9 protein-coding genes are annotated in these 18,651 nt (G+C 68.4%); 3 read left to right on the top strand and 6 right to left on the bottom strand.

Translation table 11 applies throughout. The features are described from left to right. Positions 1–244: 244 nt before the first annotated feature. On the bottom strand, positions 245–2,002 hold the full coding sequence (gene ctaD, locus ACLQ25_RS23515) for a cytochrome c oxidase subunit I (RefSeq protein ID WP_425732961.1): 1,758 nt from the start codon (positions 2,000–2,002) through the stop codon (positions 245–247). Between the two features lie 130 nt (positions 2,003–2,132). Then, positions 2,133–3,239, bottom strand: coding sequence for an FAD-dependent monooxygenase (locus ACLQ25_RS23510; RefSeq protein WP_425732960.1), 1,107 nt, complete (start codon positions 3,237–3,239; stop codon positions 2,133–2,135). Between the two features lie 297 nt (positions 3,240–3,536). Here ACLQ25_RS23510 and ACLQ25_RS23505 point away from each other — a divergent pair, with 297 nt between their 5' ends. After that, a complete protein-coding gene (locus ACLQ25_RS23505; RefSeq protein WP_425732959.1) occupies positions 3,537–4,661 on the top strand; it encodes a GH12 family glycosyl hydrolase domain-containing protein in 1,125 nt (374 codons plus the stop codon). A gap of 155 nt (positions 4,662–4,816) precedes the next feature. Next, a complete protein-coding gene (locus tag ACLQ25_RS23500) occupies positions 4,817–6,313 on the top strand; it encodes a SulP family inorganic anion transporter (protein WP_425732958.1) in 1,497 nt (498 codons plus the stop codon). Between the two features lie 104 nt (positions 6,314–6,417). Here the strand turns inward: ACLQ25_RS23500 and ACLQ25_RS23495 are convergent, their stop codons facing one another. Continuing rightward, a complete protein-coding gene (locus tag ACLQ25_RS23495) occupies positions 6,418–7,383 on the bottom strand; it encodes an N-acetylmuramoyl-L-alanine amidase (RefSeq protein WP_425732957.1) in 966 nt (321 codons plus the stop codon). Next, on the bottom strand, positions 7,383–7,535 hold the full coding sequence (locus ACLQ25_RS23490; protein WP_425732956.1) for a hypothetical protein: 153 nt from the start codon (positions 7,533–7,535) through the stop codon (positions 7,383–7,385). The genes ACLQ25_RS23495 and ACLQ25_RS23490 overlap by 1 nt, the downstream gene beginning before the upstream one ends. Positions 7,536–7,749: 214 nt before the next feature. On the opposite strand from ACLQ25_RS23490, the gene ACLQ25_RS23485 reads away from it, so the two are divergent. Next, positions 7,750–8,133, top strand: coding sequence for a hypothetical protein (locus ACLQ25_RS23485; RefSeq protein WP_425732955.1), 384 nt, complete (start codon positions 7,750–7,752; stop codon positions 8,131–8,133). Between the two features lie 12 nt (positions 8,134–8,145). Here ACLQ25_RS23485 and ACLQ25_RS23480 read toward each other — a convergent pair whose 3' ends face one another. Continuing rightward, entirely contained in the window at positions 8,146–14,961 is a 6,816-nt protein-coding gene (locus tag ACLQ25_RS23480) for an RHS repeat-associated core domain-containing protein (RefSeq protein ID WP_425732954.1), read from the bottom strand. A 78-nt stretch (positions 14,962–15,039) separates the two neighbouring features. Further along, the gene (locus ACLQ25_RS23475) at positions 15,040–18,621 is read right to left on the bottom strand and encodes a LamG-like jellyroll fold domain-containing protein (protein ID WP_425732963.1); all 3,582 of its coding nucleotides are present in this window, start codon (positions 18,619–18,621) and stop codon (positions 15,040–15,042) included. Between the last annotated feature and the right edge of the window lie 30 nt (positions 18,622–18,651).

Raw genomic sequence — 18,651 nt, 5'->3', positions numbered from 1 at the left:
CGGCGCGAGGCGGCGTGAGGCGCGGCGCGAGGCGGCGTGAGGCGCGGCGCGAGGCGGCGTGAGGCGCGGCGCGAGGCGGCGTGAGGCGCGGCGCGAGGCGCGAGGTGCGGGGCGAGGCGGCGCGGGGCGAGGCGCGGGGCGCGGGGCGCGGGGCGGGGCGCGGCGCGGGGCGGGGTGGTAACGCGACGGGCGCCGCTCCCGGTGGACCCGGGGGCGGCGCCCGTCGTACGAGCTTGGCGAAACGTCAGTGCCGGTCGAGGTTGCTGGCGGTGTCCTCGGTGTAGGTGGCGCCGCCGTCCGACTCGCTGGTGAGCGGCTTGGCGCCACCCTCCGGCGGGCCGGCCACGCTCTGGCCGGCGGCCAGCTCCGGGAACTTCGCGTCGAACGCCGGCCGCTCGGAGCGGATGCGCGGCATCCGGTCGAAGTTGCGCAGCGGCGGCGGGCTGCTGGTCGCCCACTCCAGCGAGTTGCCGTGACCCCAGGGGTCGTTCACCTCGACCACTGGACCGGTCTTGTACGACTTCCAGCAGTTGTAGATGAACGGCAGCGTGGAGATACCGGTGATGAACGCGCCGATCGTGGAGATCGTGTTCAGCGTGGTGAACCCGTCGCCGGGCAGGTAGTCGGCGTACCGACGGGGCATGCCCTCGGCGCCCAGCCAGTGCTGCACCAGGAAGGTGGTGTGGAAGCCGATCATGGTGAGCCAGAAGTGCACCTTGCCCAGGCGCTCGTCGAGCATCCGGCCGAACATCTTCGGGAACCAGAAGTAGATGCCGGCGAAGACCGCGAACACGATGGTGCCGAAGAGCACGTAGTGGAAGTGCGCCACCACGAAGTACGAGTCCGACACGTGGAAGTCGAGCGGCGGGCTGGCCAGCAGCACGCCGGTGAGACCACCGAAGAGGAAGGTGACCAGGAAGCCGACCGCCCAGAGCATGGGCGTCTCGAAGCTGATCTGGCCCCGCCACATGGTGCCGATCCAGTTGAAGAACTTCATACCGGTGGGCACCGCGATCAGGTAGCTCAGGAAGCTGAAGAACGGCAGCAGCACCTGGCCGGTGGCGAACATGTGGTGCGCCCAGACGCTCATCGACAGCGCGGCGATGGCGACGGTCGCGGCGACCAGGCCCTTGTAGCCGAAGATCGGCTTGCGGGAGAACACCGGGATGATTTCGCTGATGATGCCGAAGAACGGCAGCGCGACGATGTACACCTCGGGGTGCCCGAAGAACCAGAACAGGTGCTGCCAGAGCATCGGCCCACCGGTGGCGGGGTCGTACACGTGGGCGCCGATCATGCGGTCCGCGGCGAGCGCGAACAGCGCGGCGGCCAGCAGCGGGAAGACCAGGATCACCAGGAGGCTGGTGACCAGGATGTTCCAGGTGAAGATCGGCATCCGGAACATGGTCATGCCGGGCGCACGCAGGGTGAGCACCGTGGTGATCATGTTCACCGCGCCGAGGATCGTGCCCAGACCGGAGATGGCCAGACCCATGATCCACATGTTGGCGCCGACGCCGGGCGAGTGCTCGACGCTGCTCAGTGGCGCGTACGCGAACCAGCCGAAGTCGGCGGCGCCGCCCGGGGTGATGAAGCCGGCGGTCGCGATCGTGCCGCCGAACAGGTACAGCCAGTAGGCGAAGCTGTTCAGTCGCGGGAAGGAGACATCGGGCGCGCCGATCTGAATCGGCACGATGTAGTTCGCGAAGGCGAACACGATCGGCGTCGCGAAGAACAGCAGCATGATCGTGCCGTGCATCGTGAAGAGCTGGTTGTACTGCTCGGGCGACAGGAACTGCAGCCCGGGTCGGGCCAGCTCAGCCCGCATGATCAGGGCCATCACGCCACCGATCAGGAAGAACACGAATGCGGTGATCATGTACATGATCCCGATCTGCTTCGCGTCCGTGGTTCGCAGCAGCCGCGCGATGGCCGACCCCTTGACCGGCTCCCGGACCGGCCAGGGCCGGGTCACGACCGGCTTGGGTGCGACGGTGGTCACGAGTGGCCTCCGGTTCTCGGTTGTCCCGCTCGGCTCACGCTGGTTATCGGCGGGCCGTCATCCGCAAGGAGGATAGTCCCCGGCAGGTCGCAGCGCCGCGTGGGGTGGCGTGACACGATCTACAACGGGCCTACAGCGGGCCGACCAGTAGCCGGTAGTGCTCCCCGAAGATCCGGCCGCCGCGTCCGCGCAGCAGCGGGTCGCGCAGCGCCGGCGGCACGTCCCTGGTCCGGTTGCGGTCCCGGGTCCGGTCGGCCACCCATCGGGTACGCGGGCGACGACGACTCTCGTACGCCATCAGCGCCGCCTCGACGCTGCCGGCCGCGCGCAGTGATTCGGCCAGCACCACGGCGTCCTCAAGGGCCATCGCCGCGCCCTGCGACAGGGTGGGCGCGGTGGCGTGGGCGGCGTCGCCGACCAGCAGCACCCTCCCCCGGTGCCAGCGGCCCAGCTCAACCTCGTCGGTGATCCCGACGTCCACCCGGTCGAGCGTGTCGAGCACCTCGGGCACCGGGCCCCGGTAGTCGGCGAAGAGTTCCCGCAGTCGGGCCAGCGGGTCGGCGGGCGGCTCGGTGCCCGCCTCGTCGGCGTAGCAGTGCAGCCGGCCCTCCCCGATCGGCACGAGCAGCAGGCCGCAGCGCTGCCCGAGCAGCGCGGTCCAGTCGGTGACGGCCGGACCGTCGCGCAGGACAGCCCGGTAGACGACGTGCCCGGCCGGGCGGGGTGGCCCGCCGAGCGCGGCCAGGGTCCGGACCGACGAACGCGGTCCGTCGGCGCCGATGACCAGGTCGTACTCGGTGCGGGTGCCGTCCGTGAAGGTGACGCCGACGGCGCCCGGCAGCAGCTCGAGGGTGCGGACCTCGGCGCCGTGGCGGACGGCGCCGCCGGCGCCGCTGAGCAGGACCCGGTGCAAATCGCTCCGGGGCAGCGCCCGGCACTCCCCGACGCCGGCCCAGAGCGCGTCCAGGTCGACCTGGCAGAGCGGGGCCCCGGAGGCGTCGAAGAAGCGCTGCCGGTGGATCACCTGCCCGAGAGGGCGGACGGGATCGTGCAGGTCCAGCCGGTGCAGCGCGCGGGCCGCGTTGCCGGGCAGGTAGAGGCCGACATCGGTCGACTCTCCCGCCGGCAGCTTGTCGGTCACATCCGGCCGGAAGCCCGCCAGGCGCAGGGCCCGGGCCACGGCCAGGCCGGCGATGCCCGCGCCGACGATGAGGATGCGCAGGGGGGAGCTACGCATGGTGGTGTACGCCTCCGGAGGGGAACGGCACGCGTTGGAGGCAACACGCTACTCGGAGCGATCGACGCACACCAGAGCTGATCGGTCCGGCGCGAACCGCGCCGTCGGCCGCTGCCGCTGAGCGGGAGGTGAGCTGACAGCCGTCCGGTGGGGGCATGGCAATCCTCACAATTCGCCAGTTTGACGCACGCGGTTGCGCCACAGTTTCAGACATGTAAATGTGTCGTTGAGCGTGGGAGCGCTCCCGCACCACCCCACCACAGCCGGCGCCCAGCTTGCGCCGAGTCAAGGAGCGTCATGAAGCGTCACCTTCGAGCCCTGGCCGCCGCCGGGCTGTTGCTCACCAGTTCCCTCGTGGCCGTGGCCCTCGGGGGCAGCGCCTCCGCCGACACCCTGATCTGCGAGCAGTACGGCTCCACCGTCATCCAGGGCCGCTACGTGGTGCAGAACAACCGGTGGGGCACGACCGCCCAGCAGTGCATCAACGCCACCAGCAACGGCTTCGAGATCACCACGCTGAACGGCAGCAGCCCCACCAACGGCGCGCCCACGGCGTACCCCTCGATCTTCTTCGGCTGTCACTACACCAACTGCTCCCCCGGCACGAACCTGCCGATCCAGGTGTCGCAGATCAGCAGCGCCACCAGCAGCATCAGTTACCGGTACGTGAGCGGCGCGACCTACAACGCCTCGTACGACATCTGGCTGGACCCGTCGCCCAAGCGGGACGGCGTCAACCAGATGGAGATCATGATCTGGCTCAACCGCCAAGGCTCGATCCAGCCCATCGGCTCGGTGGTCGGCACGACGAACCTGGCCGGCCGGACCTGGGAGGTCTGGCGCGGCAGCAACGGCTCCAACAACGTCATCTCGTACGTCGCGTCGTCGGCCGTCTCCAGCCTGAACTTCAGCGTCATGGACTTCATCAACGACACCCGCAACCGGGGCGCGATCACGAACTCCTGGTATCTGACGAGCATCCAGGCCGGCTTCGAGCCGTGGCAGGGCGGCGTCGGGCTCGCGGTGACCTCGTTCTCGGCCAACGTCAACGGCGGCGGCAACCCCACCAACCCGCCGCCGACCACCCCGCCGCCGGGCGGCACCTCGGGCTGCGCCGTCAAGTACACGGCCAACTCGTGGAACAACGGCTTCACCGCCGACGTGCAGATCACCAACAACGGGTCCAGCACCATCAACGGCTGGACGCTCACCTACAACCTGCCCGGCGGGCAGACGGTCACCAACGCCTGGAACGCGACGGTCAGCCAGAGCGGCTCCGCGGTGACCGCCCGGAACGTGAGCCACAACGGCTCCATCGCTCCCCGGGGTACGGCCAGCTTCGGCTACCAGGGAACGCTGAACGGGTCGTACTCGTCCCCGACCAACTTCTCGCTGAACGGGACGACTTGTTCGCGTAACTGATCCGACACCACACCGGCGGGGTGCGACCAAGCGGTCGCGCCCCGCTCGTATTGAGGGTGAAAGAATCACGCTTAACTATGCATTAATATTATCTCGGTAGCTTTCCAGAGATGTCGGCTTTAGCGTCATTTCGGCACGATATCCCCTCGTCCATCGTGGTCTTCCTGATCGCCATCCCGTTGTCCCTGGGCATCGCCGCCGCCTCCGGAGCACCGCTGCTGGCCGGGCTGATCGCCGCCGTCGTGGGCGGGGTGATCGCCGGCGCGCTGAGCGGCGCGCCGCTTCAGGTCAGCGGACCAGCGGCCGGGCTCACCGTGATCGTCGCGGGCACCATCGCCGAGTTCGGTTTCGCCGGCACCGCCGCGATCGTGACCGTCGCCGGGCTGCTGCAGATCGTGCTGGGCATCACCCGCCTCGGGCGGGCCGCGCTCGCGCTGTCGCCAACCGTCGTACACGGGATGCTGGCCGGCATCGGCCTGGTCATCGCGTTGAGCCAGGTGCACGTCGCGCTCGGCGGCGCGCCCCAGAGCTCCGCGTGGGCGAACCTGCGTGACCTACCCGGCCAGGTCGCCGACCACCACAGCGTGTCCGTCCTGCTCGGCGCGCTGACCATCGGGCTGTTGCTGGTCTGGTCACGCCTGGTCAAGACCACCATGCTGCCGGCCACCCTGGTGGCGGTGGTGGTCACCACCGTGGTGGCGACGGTCCTCGGCGCCGACGTGGAGCGGGTGAATCTGCCCGCCGACCCCTTGAGCACGCTCGCCCTCCCCCGCTGGCCCGACTCGCCGCCGTGGGAAGTCCTCCCGGCAGTCGTCACCATCGCCCTGGTAGCGAGCGTGGAATCTCTTCTCTCGGCGGTGGCCGTCGACCGCCTGCACCATGGCCCACGCGCGAACCTCGATCGGGAGCTCCTCGCCCAGGGCGCCGCGAACGCCGTCTCCGGGACGCTCGGCGGCCTCCCGGTCACCGGCGTCATCGTGCGCAGCTCGGCCAACGTCGCCGCCGGGGCACGCACCCGCGCGTCGACCATCCTGCACGGCGTCTGGATCGCCGGGTTCGTGCTGGCCGGCGCCGTGCTGCTGGAGATGATCCCGATGGCCGCCCTCGCCGCCGTTCTCGTGGTGGTCGGCCTGCGGTTGGTGAGCCTCGCCCAGATCCGCACCTACGCCCACCACCGGGAGCTGCCCATCTACGTGGTCACCGCGGTCGGCGTGGCCGCGACGGACCTGCTGATCGGGGTCGGGCTGGGCATGGCGACGGCGGCGCTGTTCATGTTGTGGCGGCTGGCCCGCTGCGACATCCACGTCACCGAGCCGAACCCCGGCGCCTGGCTCGTGTCGATCACCGGAACGCTCGCCTTCGTCGCCTGCGGACGGCTCAGCCGCCGACTCGCCGCCCTCCCCCCAGGGCAGCACGTCGACCTCGAACTGCACCTCGACTATCTCGACCACGGCGCCTACGAGACCATCCGCGACTGGCAGGCGTCCTACACGCGGTCCGGTGGCAGCGCGCAGGTCAGGGAGGTGCACGGCTCGTGGCTGCATCGGGCGGGCACCGACGGGCTCGGCACCGGCAAACGCACCGCTCTCTGCGTGACTCGGGGTCGTCGGTCGGCGGATGCGCAGGGGTCGATCCGTCACCCGCCGGGGTGATGATCCACTCGGGATCCTTGACGTCGGGGCATCCTCGCACGAGGGACACCCCGACATCCGGGAAGTCGAGTCGATCAAGCCGGGGCGGGGCGCGTCACGCCGGGTCAGACGCGGGTGAGGCGTACGGCGTCGGCGATGACCAGGCCCGTCGCGTTGCTCCACCGGCTCACCGCCACCCGGTTGGCGTCTCCGGCCGGCAGGGTGAACGTGCCGAGGACGCGCCACTGCCCGCCGGTCACCCGCTGGTCGACGTACACCGTGCGGTTGCCGGTGGTGGTGGCGACGATGTACGGAGTGGCGCTGTTGTAACCGCTGTTCGTCGGCCACCACGCGTCCACCCGGTAGTTGCCGGTCGCCGGCACGTTGAAGCGGTACCAGGCCGGGTCGCTGGCCGCGACGGGCTCGGCGTAGCGGTAGTCGGCGCCGTACCGCTGGGTGGAGAACGTCGACACGCCCCAGTTGGCGCTGGCGCTGAAGCGACCCGAGGTCGCGTTGTCCACGATCGACGACCAGGCTGTGCTACCGCCGGCCATCTTCGCGGCTACGTCGGCCCGCATCACGTTCAGGTCGATGAAGGACGGGTCGATCTTGCCGGTGGTGCTGGTCTCCCGGTGACCGCGGGCGTAGCTGCTGTCCCGACCCAGCCGGGTGAGCACGGCGGCCGTGGCGGCGATCGAGGCGTTGTACTGCGCGGTCGTCATCTGCTGGTCGACGCCGTTGTAGTCGATCTCCCACCCGATCATCAGGGTGTTGCCGTCGCCCGCGGGGATGGGTCCGCTGCCGCCGCTGACCCCGGCATGGTTGCAGCGACCGGCGGAGATCACGTGGAAGACCCCGTTGTAGTCGACGAGGGACTGGCAGAGCGGGCCGGCCAGGTCGGAGCGACCGTTGATGCAGATGCCCAGCGCGGGGTGCGGGTCGCTGGCGCTCGAGGTCGAGGCCGTGTGGTGCCAGAGCACCCCAATCGGGTCGAAGGAGCCGGGCCGCATCCGGTTGAGCCAGTCGCCCTCGACGACGACCTGGACCCCGGCGGCGCGCAGCACGTCCACGAGCCACGGGATGGTCGCCATCAGGAGTCCTGCAGCAGGTCCGCCAGGCACTCGGCCTTCGGCGCGGCGCTCGCCGGGGCGGGCCGGACCACGACGGTCAGAGCGGCGGCCACCAGGGCGGGGATGCCGAGCACCCCACGACGGCGCAGGCGGATGGACGGTGGTCGGGCCATGGCGATCCTCCAGCTGAGGCGGGTGGGGAACGGATCGACGGACGTAATGACGGCGCGCTATACCGTTATGTGTGTCGATGTCGATACCCTTCACGAGCCGACCGCCGCCTGAAGAAATTCGCCGTCGGAGCTAGGCCATAGAGAAGACGCGAATCACGGCCACCTCGCCAAAGGGTGACTGCAGCTCCAAGATCAGACTGTCGATGTCACGCAGGTGGACGCCCTGCACGCTAGCACCGCGCAGGGCGTCCAGACGACCGACAATCTGCCGCTCGACCCTCCCGTCTATAGCGATTCAGTCGCCTTCCACGAAAAGGTATCCACTGACATTTCTCGCCTCTTGGGCCGCGCCTTTAACTCTGACTACAAGGCTCCGCTCGGTCGACGTCAAATCGCCACGCAAAGCATCGTCAAGTTCGCTTATCATCCTATCCAACTGGATGTAGTTGAACATTGCATCAGCATATGGGTCGAAGATGTCGAACACGTGGCTGCCCCTGACGGCCAATCGGCGAGCAAGGCCAAGGAACGAGTTACCAGCATCGTCGGAGAATGTCGAAAGGCGCGCGTGCAGCTGATCCTCGACGAAAAACGTTAGCGCCATCTTTCCTCAGTTCGGCAATCCTGGGTGCATGGTGACAACCCGACCATTCTCTTCTGTCACTACCGTGTACTTGTTCGTTGGTAGACCATTCTGGTCTTTGCCGATGATCCGATTATCGGGCAAGGTGCAAACGCGGTTGCAACGACCGTTTGTCTGCCTTTGCGGCTCAAACTTCGCCGCCTCATCCGCCAACTCATCATAGTCGACGCCCTTGTCAAACTTGCTCTTGTTCCCAGGAGCGTTCGGCCCATGGAACTTGTCCACGTGTGTATAGCTTTGCGGAGCCATCCATGGCTCATCGCAGTTGTGGACCAACGTCGAGGCGCCGCCAAGGACCACGTAATACGTGTGAACCGATTCGACGGTGAGATCCCGCATAACCTTGGCGTCAATATAGGATCGCACTTCGGAGACGATAACGTCGCTGCCGTCATGAGACCTAAGCCTCTCTCCGACATGAAGCAATGACGCGGAAACCCATTCTTTCCTGTCATTGCTCCAGAGGGGGTGATTCTGGGTCGTCTGCACCTCGATGACCGTGCCATTAATCACGAGGCGCAGGTCAGTCAGCTCCAAGTCGAGATTTATGTGCGTAGCGACGACTTTTTCAGGTCCGGTCTCGCCGCTGTCTGGATCCGTTGCCAAAACCTGATCGCCGAGACTGACCTGTTCGATCGGTTTTGAAGATCCATCAGCTAGGAGCACCAGCGTCCCTGGGGCGAAGCTGTGGCAGGCCTTCTTCCCTGCCTTGATGAAGTCCTTGACCCCGGTGATCAGCTTGCCGAGCAGGTCCTTGACCCGGATGCCGAGCTCGTAGCCCTTCTTCCACTTCCACGGTGCGCCGTACTTGCTGGCGAGCTTGCCCAGCAAGCCGCCCACGAAGGAACTCGCGATCGTGATCGCCGTGCTGACACAGCCGCCGACGTCGCCCTTGGTGATGCAGTTCAACGCGTCGGTGATGCCCAGCTCGTCCATCGCGATCTTGGCGAGCGCCTTGCCCGCCTCGAGGAGAACGGCCTTCGCCTTGGCGATGCGCTCCTGCCGGGCCTTATCTGCGGCCGCCGCGGCGTCACCGCCGCCGCCACCGCCACCGCCGCCGTTGTCCTTCGTCCGTGGGTGGTTCTCGGCCGGCGCGTGCGGGTCGTACGCACCCGAACAGCCGTGGCAACCGTCGTTGTGCCCGGGCACGTCGTGGTAGTTGCCGTACATGTCCTCGTAGTCGGCGCCCGGACCGCAGGCGTCGTCGGAGCAGGCCCGCAGGCCGTCCGGGTCGGAGAACGAGACCGGGTTGTTGTTCGCGTACGCGTACCCGTGCATCTGCTGCGGGTCGTTGACGTCGATGATCGGGTCGATCGAGATGAACCGACCGAGCATCGGGTCGTACTCGCGGGCGCCGATGTTCACCAGGCCGGTGCTGCTGTCCTGGTTGCCGTTGACGAAGCCCTTCTCGGTGGGCCACTGCCCCGGTCCGGGCGGGGTCCCACGCGACTCGCCGTACGGCGTGGTCCGCCGGGTGACGATCGCGCCTGCCTCGTCGACGACCGCCTGGCCGGTGCCGTGGTGGTCCGGCGCGACGTAGCGGACGCCGTCGAGCTTGCGGACGATGCTGCCGCCACCCGGGACCGGGTAGTAGCGGGTGCCGTCCGTGGAATGGGTGGTGGTGTTGAGCCGGATCTCCATGCCCGGCAGGTAGAGCGTCGTCGTGCCGGGCTCCTTGCGAAGGATCCGCGACCCGTCGACGTCGTACACGAAGGACGTCTTCTTGCTGTTGGCGGTGACCGACTCGAGGTTGCCCTCGGCGTCCCAGACCAGGGTCTGGTCCTCGCCGACCTTCGTGCGCTTGGTGGTGTTACCGGCGGTGTCGTACTGGTAGGTGTAGAGCCGCTCCCCGGACGGGGTCGACTCGGTCATCTTGTTGACCGTGTGCGGCCGGGCCTGGCCGGCCAACGGGGTCTCGTAGCTGCGGGCGAGCAACGAGGTGCCGTTCGCGGCGTACTGGGTCTCGGTCTTGCGGTTGCCCGTCGCGTCGAACGTGTAGGCGTGGTGGTACGGGGCCACCCCGCCGAGTCCGGTGACGCTGGGGCCGCCGGCGCAGGGGTCGGGCGCCGTGCTCCCCGACGTCCAGGCCCGGTCCATCCGGCGCAGGTAGTCGTAGGTGAAGCACTGCACGTCCCGGGCACCGGTCGGGGTGTCCTCGATCCGGGTGATGTTGCCGGCATCGTCGTAGCTGTACCGGGCGTCGATATCGATGACCGGCGCGCCGGCCCGATCGAGTCGGGTGTGACTCAGCCGCTTCGACGCCCGCTCGTACTCGTACGTCGACCAGACCTTCTTGGTGTTGAGCTGCACCTCGGACTGCAGCACCTCACCGGTCGCCTGGTAGGAAACGTCGGTGACGTACGGCACGTCACTCTTGGTGCTCTTCAGCCGCTCCAGGGAGTCGTAGGTGTAGGCGATCGACTCGAACGGCAGCCCGCCGCCGTCCGACATGCCGACCGTCTGCACCGTTCCGTCGAAGTTGAACTCCGTGCCGAAGGTGTACAGGCCGGCGAGCTCCTTGCCCGCCTCCTCCGGCACCTGGTAGTACGTCTCGTGTGGCCGGTACAGCTCGTCGTAGCCGCTGTAGTAGGTGACGTACGCGCCGCCGTCCGAGGCGTACCGGGTGGTGGAGGAGAGCTGACCAAGCATCTCCAGGTCGTACTGCCACTCGCTGAGCAGTTGGCCCGTGTCCGGGTCCTTGCCCTTGTACGTGGCGGTCTTGCGGCCGACCGAGTCGTAGCGGTAGCTCAGTGACGCGCCGACGCCGTTGGTGCTGACCGCCAGCCGGTCCTGGTCGTCGTAGGAGAAGTACGAGTGCCCCGCGTCCGGGTCGATCGCTTCGGTCTTGCGACCCCGCTGGTCGTACCGGTTCTCCCACTGGTTGCCGAGCGGGTCCTTCACCGTCGCGAGCTGACCGGACCGGGTGTAGGTGTAGTCGGTCTTGTCGTACGCGCCGGTCGGGCTGTTGCCCTTGTACTGGAGCAGCTGGGTGGTCTGCCCGAGCGCGTTGGTGACGGTGGTGCGCGGCGTCTCGCCGTCCGGCGGGTCGACCGACACGCGGTCACCGCCGTACGTGGTGGTGGTCCGCCACTTCTCGGAGATGCCGTCCAGGAAGATGGTGGCCTTCACCCGGTCGGCGCCGTCGTACACGAAGGCCGTCTGGCCGTTCATGTCCGCCGGCACGGCCGGGTAGATCACGTCGGCCGGCGCACCCGCCACCTGGTAGGTGTCGTACGTCCGCTCGACCTGGCCGGTCGGGGTGTAGAAGGTGTCCGCGATGAGCCGGGTGCCGTCCGGACCCTCGGTCTGTAGCTGCCGGGGCCTAAGGAGGCTGTCGTACAGCTGGTACTCGACGGTGTAGGTGCCGTCGTTGCGCCGCTGCTCGGTCTTCACCGCCGCCGGCTTGTCGGTGCGGATCAGGTAGGTGTACTTGGTGTTCGGGGTCAGCCCGCTGGCCCCCGTGCGGTCCGGCATCCAGACCTTGGACAGCCGGCCCAGCGGGTCGTACTCCAGGATGCTCTTCATCCCGTTGGGGTCGACCTGCTGTTTCGGGCTGCCCCAGGCCGGCGCGTACGTGGTGACCGTCTCGTAGCCGAGCGGGCTCTTCTCGGTGACCTGCGTGGTCAGGCCGTTGGTCTCGACGTAGCTGGTGCCGGTAGTCGCGCCGAGCGCGTCCTTCGCGGTCAACGGACGTCCGAAGCCGTCGAAGGTGCCCTCCGCCACCCGGGTGTACGTGGCCGTGGTGCCGTCGTGCGTGGCCAGCCGCTCCGTCCGGGTGGCGTTGCCGGTGATCTTCGCCTTGCCCAGCACCTGCGCGTCATAGTAGGTGCGGTCATCGGAGATGACCTGGGTGGCCCGGTTCGGGGTCGTGGAGCACTTGACCGACACCGACTCAACCTGGGAAACCAGGTCCTTGACGTAGACCGGCTTGTTGTCGCCGTAGGTGGTCACGTCGGTGACGTAGGTGGTGCGGGTGCACGCCTCGTCGCCGGTGACGTCGACGTCACCCTCGTTCTCGGTCAGATACGCCTGACCGTAGGTGGTGTCGAAGGTCGTGCTGGTCTTCGTCTGCCGCCAGCCGCCGGCCGCCAGCGCGGTGTAGCCGCGGGTGCTCGCGGTGTTGACGAAGTACGACTCGCTGGCCCCCCAGGTGTGCGACTCGCTGCCGGTCTTGTACCGCCACGGCGTCTTGATCCTCTTGCTGATCTCGGTGGCGCCGTCGAACGTCTTGCTCTCGTACTCGAAGCCGGAGAGCTCGTCGTAGTCGGTGTAGGTGCCGCCGGCGGTGTCGGTGACAGTGATCGAGCGGGGGTTGGTGCTGTCCGGGTCGTCGTCCCCGTGCAAGCCGCGCAGGTAGCGGTACTCGGTCTTGGTGGTCTGCGTCTGACCGTCACCCTTGGTGACCTCGACCTTGCCGTAGCCGCGCCAGTCGCTCCAGGTGAGGTCCTTGCCGTCACTCAGCCCGTCCGGTTTCGCCTTACGCCAGGCGGCACCGTCGAGGTAGGTGTACCTGGTGACCATGTCGGGCGAGCGGGCGGTGCGGTCGGTCTCCACCACGGCACTGACCACGTACTTGTGGAACCAGTCGGTGACCTGGCTACCGCTGCCCAGCGGGTTCCACTTCACCGGGAAGCAGCGGCGGGTGCTCCTGCCCTCGGTGGGCAGGGTGTTCTCCGTGCAGTCGGCCTTCTCGTAGTTGACGTCGATCTGCCCGCCGCTGTCGGTGTAGACGGTGGCCAGGCGGAAGCGGATCAGCGGGGCGATGAAGTCGCTGGTCCGGTCGATCCGGTTGGGCAGCTGGAGGCCGGCAAGCTCCACGCTCGGCAGGGTGGCGCTGCCGCCGACCAGGCCGGTGTGGGTGATCTTGTTGAGCCAGAGGGTGCGGCTACCGTCACCGTTGTCGGTGAGCAGGTGGTCGAGCGCCCACTTGTCGACGTCGGTCCACGCGCTGGCACCCCGGATCTGGGTACGGATGCCGACGAGCCGCTTGCGGGTCCAGAAGGTGGGGGTGATCTGGTCGCCCTTGCACTTCGTGTCCTTGGCGCAGTTGCGGTCCCACGGGACGTCCGGCCAGTACGGGGCGGTAGTGGTGTTCAGGTCCTGCTCGTCGCAGTCGATCGTGCCTTCGGCCAGACACCGCTCCAGGGTGTCGAAGAGCACCCGGGCGGGCGCGTTGGTGGTGTAGACCTGCCCGTCCTTCTGGCCGTAGTCGATCCGCTTGAGCCAGCCGGCCCGGTGGTACTCGACTCCGTTGAGGTCGGTGCGGTTACCGCGGGCGTACCAGTTGCTCTCCCGCCCGTAGAAGTAGGACGTGACGTTGCCGTGCCGGTCCTTGACGTAGTCGAGGCTCCACCGCCACGCCTGGTTGCAGTACGAGTCGGCGAAGGTGGTCTTGTTGCACGGCTCGTTGGCGTCGTCGCCGAAGACCGGGAGGGTCCAGGTCGACGCCGTCTCCTCCTTGCCGCTGGCCCAGCCCGGGAGCCGGTTGAGGCCGAAGTAGTACTCGGTGCCGCCGGTCGTGGTGACCCGCCAGTACTCGCCGACGTCGACGCCAGTGGTCCCCTGATCGCCGTTGGAAGCGCCCAGCAGCTTCTCGACCTTGGAGCCGTCGTCGGAGGCGAACTTCCAACCGGAGGCGGTCTTGACCAGCTCGGTGGACTTGCCGTTGAGCAGGATGGTGGCGTTGTCGTGCGCCCAGCACTGGTCGGCGACCTCGCTGTGGCCGTCGTCGGCGCACGCCTTGTAGCGGCGCTCGATGTGGCCCGGCTCGTAGCTGAACCCCTCACCGATCCAGGAGCCCTGGTTGTTGGTGGTCGAGGTGCGCCCGTCGACCGACTGCGAGGAGTAGGCCAGCGCGATGCCCGGTCCCCCGCCACCCGGTACCGGGGGCGTCTGCAGCGGGTACGACCAGGAGAAGCCGCCGGTGGAGGGGGCCACCGACCACTGCGAGGAGGGGGCCAGCTTCGACGCCGCGTAGCTGCCCTGGGAGGACGAGTCACCAGCGGTCAGCGCGTAGAGGCTCCCGGTGCTGGCCGTCGCCGTCACGTCGGCCGAGACGCTGAGCTTCTCGCCGTCGTTGACCGTCGGCAGGGGCTGGGCGGCGCAGTCCTTGTGCTCGGGGGTACGCAGGGCGCACTCGGGCAGTCGGGACAACCGCAGCCTGCTGCCGAAGTCGCCGCCGAAAGCGCCGGCCAGCCCGTCGTACCCGACGGAGAGCCGCACGTCGCCGGCGGCCTGCTGGCCGTCGGTGCGGACCACCCGCACGACCGGACCGTCGACCTTGGCGCGCCCAGCCGTCCCGTGATCGAGCACCTCGACCCGGACCTTGCCGGGGGGCGTGGTCGGTGCGGCCCTGCTCGCGGTGCCGGCGGCGCCGCTCGCGGTCGCCGGCGCGGACACCGCGCCGACGGAGACGGTGAGCCCGCCCGCCTTGGCGGTGCGTGCCGCGCCGCCGGACGCGACGGTCCGGGCGTCGGCCGAGGCGGGCACCGGCAGGGCGATCTCGGCGGCGCCGGCGGCCGGCCAGGTGACCGACGCCGGCTTGGTGGTCGCCGCGGCCTTTGCGGCGTCCGGTTTCCGGGGCTTGGCGGGCAGCGGGTCCCGCTCGGGCAGGACCTTGCCGGAGTCGGCGGTCTTGGGGCGGTTGCTGCCCTGAGCGGCAGCGGTAGGCATCTCGACGGCTTGGACGAAGGTCAGGCCCAGCACGCCGGTCAACGCCCAGGACACGGGTCGCTTGATCCGGCGTTGTAGCACGCCGGAGGCGCCCAGGTGTCGGGAGAACATCAACCCTCCACGGGTGGTCGGGGGAAGCGGAAGGAGCCGTCGGGCCGCCTCCGGTGAGGCGACCCGACGGCCGGGGGATCAGAGGTTGGGCTGTTCCTTGGCGGAGAGGTTCAACCGCTGAAGGAGGTTCATGTCGGCCACACCGTTGTAGACACGGACGTCGTCGATGGCGCCGGAGAGGTGCTCGCCGAACTGGTCGTCGATGAAGGCACGACCCAGCTGAAGCCCACCGGTGGCGTTGAACGGCTCGGTGAGCTGCGCCGACCCGATCAGTTGAGCCGCCGCGTAGAGCATGAACTCGTGCGTGTAGCCGTTGTAGACCAAGGCGACGACCTCACCCTTGGAGGTGGTCTTGGGCGCCACGTCGGCTAGCGGGGTCAGCTCGACCCCCGTGCCCGCCGTGTCGGTGCCCGGCACGGACAGCTCGTACCGGCCTGCGTTGTTACACCGGACAATGATCGAGCTGTTGTGCAGGCCCTTCTGCGAGAAGAACGTCATCTGCTTACCCGCGCAACTGCTGGTGAGCTTGACCCGGGCGGTGATGGTGAAACTGCTCGCCATGTTGGCGTTGAACGTGCTGCTCGCGTAGCTGTTCACGTTGCCGTTCAGCTTCAGGTGACCCCCGCCGAGCATCGCGGCGGAGGGGGGTGGCATGACGCCCTTGTAGATCGACGCATCCGGCCCGAGAACCATGGCCGCCTTGGCGCCGAACTCCGGGCTGCTCGTTCCACTGGCGGTGTTGAGCTGCCAATACGCCGATCGGTCGAGGGCCGTCTGCTTCAGCGCGACGGCCTCGGTGGAGAGGATCGGCCGGTCGAAGAACGAGACGTCGGCCAGCTCACCGGCCCAGTAGTCCGAGTAGCCACTCTTGACCATGCGCCGGCCGAACTGGACGGCACCCCGCGACCTCGCCTGCGACCGCCGGTCGGCGGTGTAGAGGTTCGTCCCGTTCACCAGGAGGGAGATCTTCTTGGTGGAGTCGTCGTACGAGGCGGTGAGGTGGGTCCACGCCGTGGTGACCGGGGATGGGGTGGTGCCGGTCGAGAAGACCCGCCACTCACCAAGGGAGATCACGTCGTTGGTCGGCATCCGGAACACCCAGTTGCCCCCGTCGGTGCCGAGGCTGAATCCGGATTCGCCGGTGCCGTCCTGGCTCACGACGGTCTGCCGCCGCGCGGGGTCCGAGGTGCGGACCCATGCACTGACCGTGAAGCTGCCCGAGGTGTCCAGAACCCGGGCTGTCTTGTCAGGGTTCTGGGGATCCAGGGTCGTCTTCAGATAGCCACTTGAGGTGCCGTCCAGGGCCACGGCCGTGTCGAACTGACCACCGGGGCCGGGGACACCGAAGGTGACCCCGGTGCCGGCCACGGCGTCGCGGTCCCCGAGCGAATCCTCGGCCTTCGTCGATCCGGCGACCTCGGAGTACGACCACTGCGCCACCGGCGGCCGCTTGCCGACCCGGAATGTGCAGGAGGCGATGGAGCTACCCAGGCCGGCCCTGTCGACCGCCATGACGTTGATCGTCCAGGGCCCTTCCTTGGTCGGCTTCCACTGGATGGTGGCCGGCCCACCAGCGGTCGACGGCTTGATGCTGTTGGCCGAGGACGGGTTGGTGTTGAAGGCCCACCGGTACTCGATCACGTCGGCGGCAACGGAGTCGAAGGTGAAACTGGTGGTCAGGCCGAGCTTCTCGTGCCACTCCGCGTCGGTCGCGCAGTCGGGCGAGCCGTTGTCGCCAGCGTCGTCGGGCAGGAAGTCCGGCGAGTCGACGTCCGGCGGGGCGGGCTTGGTGGCGTCGTAGATGAACTGGCAGGTGTTGCGGGTGCCGTCGGAACTCCACGGCCCCCACACGGTGTTGTCGGAGGCGCGGACGTCCCAGGAGACGACGACGTTCTGTGGGATGTCCGTCGGCGCGCTGAGCGAGAAGATCGACCCGCTCGCCTTGAGCAGCGTCGTCGGATACGACCGCACGGTGTCGGTCGACGCTCCCGGAGCCCGCCAGGTGAGCCGCCACTCGGCCTTGAGCTGCTCGGTGTGAGCCGAGGAGTGGTCCGGGTCGCGCAGCACGGCGTAGAGCTTCGGGATCTTCCACACGTACGGGGCGCCGGAGCCGTAGACGCAGGCGCCACCCGGGTCAGAGCTGAGTTCCGACAGGGCGGGGATCAGCGGGGCCCGGTTGTACTTCACCGAGAGCACGCCGTTGTCGCAGAACCGCTTGCTGTGCTGGTAGTTGCCCTCGTTCTCGGCCTTGAGGCCGAGGGTGACGTTGCTCCAGCCGTTTGCGGCCGCCAGCTGCACGGCCTCCTTGGCGTTCCAGCTGGCGTTCTGGTTGGTGGAGGTGCAGCTCGCCTGTGTGCTGCTGGGCGCTCTGGTGTCCAGCCAGTTGGCGCCGCTGCTCCAGCTCGACCCACCCGGCTGGTTGTTCCAGTTGGTCCCGGACGTGGCAGCCTTCGGCAGCAGGTAGAGCTGGGCGTTCTGCGGGGTCGAATTCCAGGCGTGCTGCATGGTGACCCGGAACTCGGCGCTGAGGATCGTCTTGCCGGAGTACGGAGTGGAAAGGGTGTAGATGACCCGCTTCACCTTGGAGCTGTTGCACCGCTCAGGGCAGAGCCCGATCCGTTCGTGCCGCTTGCCGTCGAACTTCCAGTACTCCTCGTTGGGATAGCCGCTGTCGACCATGGCCCAGGAGCTGTTGGTCGTCGCCTGCCAGACCGGGTCCAGGTAGACCGGCCAGTTCGTGTCCGGGTCGGTGAGCATCGCGGCGTCCGGGGTGAGGGTCAGGGCGCCGTTGGTGTAGTCCAGCTCCATCGGCGCGACCGTCGAGCTGTCCTCCGGGCCGCGCGCGGTCTCCAGGTCGGTCTCACCGGGGACCGTGGCGGCGGTGGTCGAGTCGGAGGCCAGCGTGCCGGCGGGCGCCTTCCGGGCACTCGTCGGAGCGGGACCGTCGTCGCCGGCTGGGGCGCCGTTGTCCCACATGGTCGGCTGGTCGGCCTCGAGCACCGGGTTTCCGGTGGCCGGGTCCAGCGCGACGATCCCGCCCTCGGGCGTCTCCTGGATGGTCAGGTTCTGGCCCGTGACGCCCAGCTTGAGCCCCTGGAGTTCGGGCGTGTTCGCAGCCTCGGGGGTCTTGAGGACGATGACATGGGAGAAGCCCTCGACCGTCATGTTGACCACGAGGTCGACGTTCGGGAAGACCTCCGGGTAGACGGCCTGGTCGGCGTTGAGCACCGGCGCGGGCAGGGTGTACGGCCAGGTGAGGGTCATCACCTGGCCGTCCTTGCGGACCACCAGCAGCGGATCCGTACCGCCGGTGGAGATCCGCATGTCGATGAGCGCGGCCTTCGGGGTGATCGTCCCGTCGGCGTTCGGCGCCAAGGTGGCGTCAGTGGGAACCCAGGCGGCACCCTGGACCACCCGGACCGGATGGTTGTGCTCGTTGGCGATCAGGTTGCCGTCCGGCTGCGCGAAGACGTCCCGGTACTCGGTCCGGAAGGCGAGCACCTCGACCGGTTGGCCAAGCGACTTGGCGGCGAGCAGCGCCTCCGCCTCGGTCTCCCGGACCGGGTCCTCCTCCACGGCCGCCACCGGAGCGGTGGCGGTCGATGGGTCGGCGTTGTCGGCGTAGACGGTGGTGGAGAGCAGGCCGGCGAGGCCCACCATGAGGCCGAGCGTGAAGAGCCGACCCCGCTT

This window comes from Micromonospora sp. DT44, assembly GCF_049841635.1.
In the GTDB taxonomy this organism is placed as follows: Bacteria; Actinomycetota; Actinomycetes; order Mycobacteriales; family Micromonosporaceae; genus Micromonospora.
The sequence above is the reverse complement of the archived record's forward strand: the minus strand, read 5'-3'. Positions and strand labels throughout refer to the sequence as shown.